The 4,557-nt window shown below is 47.2% G+C and carries 4 protein-coding genes; all 4 read right to left on the reverse strand.

What is annotated here, in order from left to right; all coding sequences use genetic code 11:
- Nucleotides 1-203: 203 nt before the first annotated feature.
- Genes glyS through Q0200_RS03805 form a run of 4 tightly spaced genes read right to left on the reverse strand, consistent with a single transcriptional unit; the run spans nt 204 to nt 4,162 of the window.
- Nucleotides 204-2,237 (reverse strand): glycine--tRNA ligase subunit beta, encoded by a 2,034-nt coding sequence (glyS, locus tag Q0200_RS03790; protein ID WP_297937940.1) that lies wholly within the window; start codon nt 2,235-2,237, stop codon nt 204-206.
- The gene (locus Q0200_RS03795) at nt 2,234-2,362 is read right to left on the reverse strand and encodes a hypothetical protein (protein WP_297937942.1); all 129 of its coding nucleotides are present in this window, start codon (nt 2,360-2,362) and stop codon (nt 2,234-2,236) included. The genes glyS and Q0200_RS03795 overlap by 4 nt, the downstream gene beginning before the upstream one ends.
- On the reverse strand, nt 2,349-3,686 hold the full coding sequence (locus Q0200_RS03800; protein WP_297937945.1) for an endonuclease/exonuclease/phosphatase family protein: 1,338 nt from the start codon (nt 3,684-3,686) through the stop codon (nt 2,349-2,351). The genes Q0200_RS03795 and Q0200_RS03800 overlap by 14 nt, the downstream gene beginning before the upstream one ends.
- Entirely contained in the window at nt 3,683-4,162 is a 480-nt protein-coding gene (locus tag Q0200_RS03805; protein WP_297937949.1) for a tRNA (cytidine(34)-2'-O)-methyltransferase, read from the reverse strand. Before Q0200_RS03805 ends, Q0200_RS03800 begins: the two co-directional genes overlap by 4 nt.
- Between the last annotated feature and the right edge of the window lie 395 nt (nt 4,163-4,557).

The raw sequence follows: 4,557 nt of genomic DNA on the forward strand, positions 1-4,557 counted from the left end.
CTACCTCACATGCGCCTTTGTTCCATAAAAAGTATCCTAGACCGCTAGCTCCGATACCAAGCCACAGCAAAACCGCACCCTGCGTGAGGTCGAGGTTGATTTTTTCAGGATTGCCAAACATAGCAAATGCTACGCCTGCGCAAATCATACCTAAACGTTATACCCCAAGCCAAATTTAGAAGCGGCATCACCGCTTCTAGCGTTTATAAGCTTATCTCTTTTATATCGGCGATCTTAAGAAATTCCGCGTAAATTTGCCCAACGAGCGCAAGGCGGTTTTTACGCACGAGCTCGTCCTCGGCGTTTATCATTACATTGTCGAAAAACTCGTCTATCGCGACTTTTAGACCGAAAAGATTTTTTAGGCGTTCGCTATATGAGCCGCCGGCTTTTACCGCGGCCTTAAACGCATCATTTAGCTTTTTCTCGCTCTCATTTTCAAATTTCGCTTCATCAACCGAGCCGAAATTTTCATCCTTTATGATATTTGCCAGGCGCTTAAAGGTGCTGAAATTTTGCCTAAAGTCATCTGCCGCGCAGATAGCGCCTAGAGCGTCGATCGCCTCGCACTGCGCGAGTACGTCGCCCTTTTTGCTAGCTAGGCAAGCCTTTACGACGGACGGGTTCACGTCAAAAAATGTATAAAGCCTATCAAATATAAATCCTATCAGCGCCTCGACGTCAAATTTGGCGTAGCCCTCCGCCGTCTCGCGCAAAAACGCCGCGATATCAAGGTTTAGATTTTCGTTTTGGATTATCTTTATAACGCCGTTAGCCGCGCGGCGCAGCGCATACGGGTCCTTGTTGCCGCTTGGGATCTTACCCGCGCTAAAGAGCCCGATTAACGTCTCGAGCTTGATCGCGAGCGCGACGACGGAGCTAAATATAGTGCTAGGTAGCGCGCTAGCCTCACCGCTCGGCAAGTACTGCTCCTTGATCGCGGTTACGACGTTTTCGTTTTCGCCCTTAGCCGCCGCGTAGTAGCCACCCATCACGCCTTGAAGCTCGGTAAATTCATACACCATCTGCGTGGTTAGATCGGCCTTGCTCAGCATCACGGCGCGCTCCAGCAGCGCCTCGTAGCCCTCTCCCGCGCACGCTTTTAGACGATCGGCGCAGATTTTAGCCAGCCGTTTTGCAACGCCTAGCTCGCGTACGCTTTTGTCGTATGTGCTGCCAAGCTCTTTTAGATAGGTGATGTTTTTTAGCTTTTCTGGGCCGAACTCATGCGCCAGGTCGCTACGCCAGAAAAACATCGCGTCGCTAAGCCTCGCGCGAAGTACTTTTTCGTTGCCCTTTACGATGAGTGCTGGCTCGGGCGAGATGGCGTTGCTAACGACCACGAAGCGATTAGCGAGCTTGCCGCCCTCAAAAACGGGAAAATACCTCTGATTTTCCTTCATCGAGGTGATGATGACCTCGCTAGGCACCTCCAAAAACTCCCGCTCAAAGCCCCCAAGCAGCGCGGTCGGATGCTCGGTGATCGCTACGACTTCGTCTAGCAGCGCCTCGTCCACCTCGACCGTTATGCCGTTTTTAGCTTCGATTTGTTTAAATTCGCTCAAAATTTTCTCTCGGCGCGCATTTTGATCGAGGATTACGCCGATTTTAGGCATCGCAGCGAAATAATCTTTCGCATTTTTGACGGTAAATTTATCGTAGCCGACGCTTCTGTGCATGAAAATCGTATCGTCACTTTCAACGTCAAATTTGTTAAATTTAACAACCTCGTCTCCAAGCAAGCACAAAAACGAGCGTACCGGGCGGATAAACTCGAATTTACCATCGCCCCAGCGCATGGATTTGCCAAAATTTAAGCCGAGCAAAAACTTCTCGATCATATCGCCCAGAAGCTCAGAGCTAGGCTTACCCGCGACGGGCTTTTTATAGTAGAGCACCTCTTTGCCGCCGACGGTTTCAAATTTTAGCTCAGACTCTGCGATACCGCATTTTTTAGCAAAACTCAGCGCAGCCGGCGTCCATGCGCCGTCTTTTTGCGCGACTTGTCTAGGCGCACCGATAAACTCGCTAAATCCGTCCTCCTGACGCACCGCAAATTTCGGGTGGTAGAACGCAATTCTGCGCGGCGTGTAGTAAAACTCGCACTCGCTATCTAGGCCGTTTTGCGCTAGCGTCTCGCGCCACTTTGCCGCGACATTGCCGCACTCTTTTAAAAACGGGATCGCCGGTAGCTCCTCGACGCCGATCTCCACGATCAGTTCTTTTGTTTCACTCATTTTTTATCCTTTTTTAAATTTTGTCTTCTTTTGCTTCTCTCAAGCGTCTGCGTGACGAATCCGCGCATCAAAAATATCGTAAAAAGCACGAATGCGCCAAGCATCACCGCGTCAATTATCTTCATTGTCTATCCAAATTTGAGGTTCGTTTTTATAATTCACGACTCGCACGGACGTAAAAATCGCCTCTTTTTCGTTGCGCGGTTTGCCCTTTGCGCCGTAAATTTTAATATCTCCGTACGGCGTGTATAGTCTGCCGTTTCGCACTTCGCCGCCGATACGGCTAAACACGTCGCCCGGGCGCGCTTGTTTTAGGTTTTTAGCCTCCAGCATCTGTTCATGCGGGTCTTGCGTTTCGTCATAAATTTTTACCGCGTAATGCGAGCTGATCTCAAGATTTCCCTTAAACTCGTCTAGGCGGTTTACCGCTATGTCCATGACCTGACCGGGCTTTGCGTCGTTTTTTGGCTCGTAGACGTAGATACCGCGCTTATCTTGCGCTAGCGTAAAGCCTTTTTTATCTTTTTGCACGACCGTAGCGCGTTTTAGCAAAACGGGCAAATTTGACTTCTTTGACAGCTCGCCGACCCGCGCCTCGGCGATATTTTGCAGCGTATTTTTAGCGTTTTTATCAAAATTTAGCCTAAAAACCAACGCGAAATGATCCGAAATTTGCGCCCCGTCTCGCTCAACCTTAAAGCTGTTTAAGACATAGTTTTGGCTAAGCGCGTCCTTTGAGAGCAGGACGTGATCGAGCGCATTTAGGCTCGTGTGCGAGTAGCGCTCGTGCTTCGGTAAAAACGCCCATAGATTGGCTAAATTTTTACTAGTTTCAAAATCGCCCAGCAGCTCTTTATCTCCGTAAGGCGTGTTAAAATCGCCCAAAACCACGACCTTTTGGGTATCCGTTAAAGCTGATTTTAGAGTGATAAAAGCCGTTTTTCTCTGCTTTAAAGGATTTTTTCTAGCTGGAAAATGCAAATTTAAAAGACTAAATTTTTGCCCCTCCACTTCAAAATCAAGCTTCAAAATGTCCCTTGTTTTTATGTTTGGCACGCTAAAGATTTGCGTTTTTTCAGGCTTTACGCGAGAGATGACGGCTAGGCCTACGGGGCCGTTTTTACCCTTTGAAAAGGCAAAATATTTATAACCCGCATCATTCATCAGCTCTTTTAAAATCATTTCGTTTTCTATCTCTTGAAGCGCGATGATATCGGCGTTTAGCTCTTTTATCTTTGCGCTTACGGCTTTAAATTTGGCACTCGCCTTTTTCTCGCCCCACTCCGATTTTCCGACGACGAAATCTTTATACTCGCTGCCGTCGTTTTTGGCGTCAAATAAATTTTGCGCGTTAAACGTAGCGATCTTTAGCTCGGCGCCCGCCGCAAAAACGGCGAAAAACAGGGCCACAAAAAAGAGCGCAAAGAGCCTATTTGCCGCAAATTTCATAGTGCGCTTCCAAGGCCTGACTGGGCGAAATTTTGCCTGATAGCCTCATAGGCGATGATACCCGCGCTCGTGGCTAAATTTAAACTCCTGCCGTGCTCGCCCATCGGGATTTTGATCGCGTTTGAGAAATTTCGCTCCATCAGCTCCATAGGTAGGCCCGTACTTTCGCCGCCGAAAAACAAAAAGTCGCCCTTTTTAAACTCCGCTTCAAAATAAAATTTATGCGCCTTCGTCGTCGCGTAAAAAAATCTATCCTCGAACTGGGCGTTTGCGTGCAAAAACTCGTCCAAACTCTCCCAAATTACCGGATTTAGCCGCGCCCAGTAATCAAGCCCCGCACGCCTAACGGCCTTTTCGCTGATGTCAAAAACGGTCGGCTTGATTATATGTAGCTTAAGGTTTGCATTTACACACATGCGGCCGATCGAACCCGTATTTTGGGGGATTTGAGGATGAACGAGGACTATATTAAACATTAAAAAGCCGCCTTAGCACGCATTTTAAAAGACGCAAAAGCACTTGTCTGGTCGCGTAAATTTGAGCCTTTTGTAAGACTTGTAAATTTTAAAAAATTATTTTTTAAGTAGTGTTTAAAAATATCGTCGCAATCGCATCGCGACGGCTTTTTTTTATTTTGAAAATTTATATTTGAAGTTTTTTCCACTTTCGCCTCTTTAAAATAGGGCTTGATTTTAGCCAATTTGCGCTTTTAACTAGGTTAATTTTTAAGTGCGGCTTGACTTTTCGTTTAAAAATTTATCTATCGCTAGATCCTGCCTACGCCTTATTTCAGCGCCTATTGCAGCGCCTTTAAAGCCTAGCTTTAAAATCTCCACCGTGTCGATAGCGGGTTCAAATTTAGCCTCATAAA

It is taken from the genome of uncultured Campylobacter sp. (genome assembly GCF_938045225.1).
In the GTDB taxonomy this organism is placed as follows: Bacteria; Campylobacterota; Campylobacteria; order Campylobacterales; family Campylobacteraceae; genus Campylobacter_A.

Bases quoted from the DNA above. Each gene is read 5' to 3' on its own strand.
- glyS (WP_297937940.1), bottom strand. From the start codon at position 2,237: ATGAGTGAAACAAAAGAACTGATCGTGGAGATCGGCGTCGAGGAGCTA.
- Q0200_RS03795 (WP_297937942.1), bottom strand. From the start codon at position 2,362: ATGAAGATAATTGACGCGGTGATGCTTGGCGCATTCGTGCTTTTTACG.
- Q0200_RS03800 (WP_297937945.1), bottom strand. From the start codon at position 3,686: ATGAAATTTGCGGCAAATAGGCTCTTTGCGCTCTTTTTTGTGGCCCTG.
- Q0200_RS03805 (WP_297937949.1), bottom strand. From the start codon at position 4,162: ATGTTTAATATAGTCCTCGTTCATCCTCAAATCCCCCAAAATACGGGT.